The organism is Leptolyngbya cf. ectocarpi LEGE 11479, from assembly GCF_015207065.1.
GTDB classification, from domain to species: Bacteria; Cyanobacteriota; Cyanobacteriia; order Phormidesmidales; family Phormidesmidaceae; genus Leptothoe; species Leptothoe ectocarpi.
Genome location: NZ_JADEXP010000569.1, coordinates 1 through 2,291 on the forward strand (window position 1 = coordinate 1; position 2,291 = coordinate 2,291).

General features: G+C 54.7%; 2 protein-coding genes. Both read left to right on the top strand.

From position 1 onward, the window contains the following. A partial coding sequence (locus IQ260_RS29985; RefSeq protein ID WP_193996706.1) for a ShlB/FhaC/HecB family hemolysin secretion/activation protein occupies positions 1-700 on the top strand: 700 nt, incomplete at its 5' end. A 35-nt stretch (positions 701-735) separates the two neighbouring features. Next, positions 736-2,291: tetratricopeptide repeat protein (locus IQ260_RS29990; RefSeq protein ID WP_193996707.1), on the top strand; the 1,556-nt coding region annotated here is incomplete at its 3' end.

Sequence of the window (2,291 nt, forward strand, 5' to 3'; positions counted from 1 at the left end):
AGGTCTGACCGCATCCCGTCAGGGGACCCGTAGTATTTTTCTAGAAGACTTTTTTGGCGAGGAAGTTGGGTTTCCGACACGGGGGGCTAACGATGAAGGTCGCAGTCGAGTAACGGCGGTACGATTTTTTCAGGAGTGGGTTAAGCAACAGCCCAAGACTGTGCTGGCGGCTCGTTCTCAGTTTAGTGTGGGGTTAGATTTGTTGGGTTCTACATCTGCAGAGAGCCCCAATAGTGAGTTTTTTGTCTGGCGGGGGCAGGGACAGTGGCTGCAGCTGTTAGCACCTGATACGTTGTTTATTTTTCAGGCCGATGCTCAGCTTGCCGATGCGCCCCTGCTGCCGCTGGAGCAGTTTGGCCTGGGTGGGGCCAGTACCGTCAGGGGGTATCGTCAGGACTTGTTGCTGGTGGATAATGCCGTATCGGCCTCGGCGGAGTTTCGTTTGCCGCTGTATCGTTCGCCGACTGGAGACTCGTTGTTACAGCTGACGCCATTTTTGGAAGGGGGCTTTGGCTGGAATGCGGATGATCGCGATCCTGACCCTGATACATTGTTGTCCACTGGCGTGGGGCTGCTATGGCAGTGGGATGATCTTACCGCTCGATTGGACTGGGGTATTCCTTTGATTAACGGCGATGCTGATGGGAATTCGCTGCAGGAATCCGGCGTTCATTTTTCGTTGAACTATCGTGCGTTTTAGCTAAAAAATCTACTGGCCGTAATTGAGGAAAGACTATGCGATCGCACCCTAAAAACCGACAACATCGACGATTTCGTCGCGGCTGGCTGGCTGTGCTGGCTGTACTGACGGCACTGCTGTGTATAGTCATGCCACCGCTGGTAACAGGGGCTATCGCCAGTGTTAGTATTGCTCAAACCCAGGTTCAAACCCAGGACAGTGAGAGTTTAGAGCAGCAGGGACGCGCCGCCTACGAAACCGGTGACTATAGCGCTGCGGTAGAGGCATTTCAGCGAGCGGCGAGTGATTATGCAGCCCAGGGGCAGCCCTGGCAGCAGGCCATAGCATTAGCCAATCTTTCTTTGAGCTATCAACAGCTGGGGCAGTGGTCTGAGGCTGCAGCGGCGATAGAGTCAGCGCTAGAACTAGTGCCCGCCGTCGTCGATGCCCCCCCGGCGCTGTGGGCTAGTCGGGGTAAGGTACTCTCAGTTCAGGGGCAGTTGCTGGACGCCCAAGGTAATACCAGTGAGGCCGAAAGGGTATGGATTGATGCTGCTACTGCCTATGACAAAGCAGGCCAACCCCGCCAAAAGGTGCAGGTGCAGCTCAATCAGGCTCGAATGTTGTTGACGGCTGGATTTTATAGCCGGGCGCTGACCTTGGTTGAGACTGCCCTCACAGAACAACCTAATGATGCAGTTACCGTAGACGCTCTACGGCTCCATGGCGATCTGTTACGGCTGACGGGTGACCGAGAGAAAGCCGCTGAACAGCTCGATCAGGCTTTAAAGTTAGCGCAGACTGCAGACCCGACAGCAGTTAGCCAGATCCACATCAGCCTTGGGACCCTGGCTGAAGCTAATAATAACCAAGACGTGGCGCTTGAAAACTATCGGCTAGCCGCTGCGACATCAGACTCACAGCCGAGGTTATCGGCTCAGGTAAATCAGTTACAGCTGCTGGTTAATCAGGAAGATTGGGCTGCGATCGCATCTCTCTTACCGCCTTTGATGGACCAGCTGCAGGCACAGCCGCCCAACCGCGAAACCATTTACACTCGCATTACCGTCGGTCAGACATTGCTAAACCTACGCCAGGCAGTTGATGATGCTCTAGATAAAGTACCGCCAGCTGCTGCTCCTCCCTCGACAGTGCCTGATGACTCGGTATCAACGACTGAGGTACCGGACGATGCGGTCCCAGTCGCAGTTGTGCCAGCGGCGACGGTAGATGACTTGTTGATACTGGTGAATGAGCTGCCGTCGGGGGATGCGATCGCAACGCTGCTATTAGAAACCTATGCCGCCGCTCAACAGCTAGGCGATGTCAGAGCCCAGACCTATGCTCTCAGTACTTTAGGGCAGCTCTACATGCAAACCCAACAGTGGAAAGTTGCCAAACAACAAACCCTCACAGCCCTGAGCCTGGCCCAAGGAGCCGGTCTGGTCGAGATAGAGTATCAGCTCCAGGCCCAGCTTTGTCAAATTTTGCAAAATCCAGACGCCGCTGGCTCAGGTGATGAAGCCATTAGCGCCTGCCGTGCTGCTGTAGATAACGCTAATCTACTACGTGAAGATCTCGCCGCCAAGGGTTCCGACGCTTCTTTTAACTT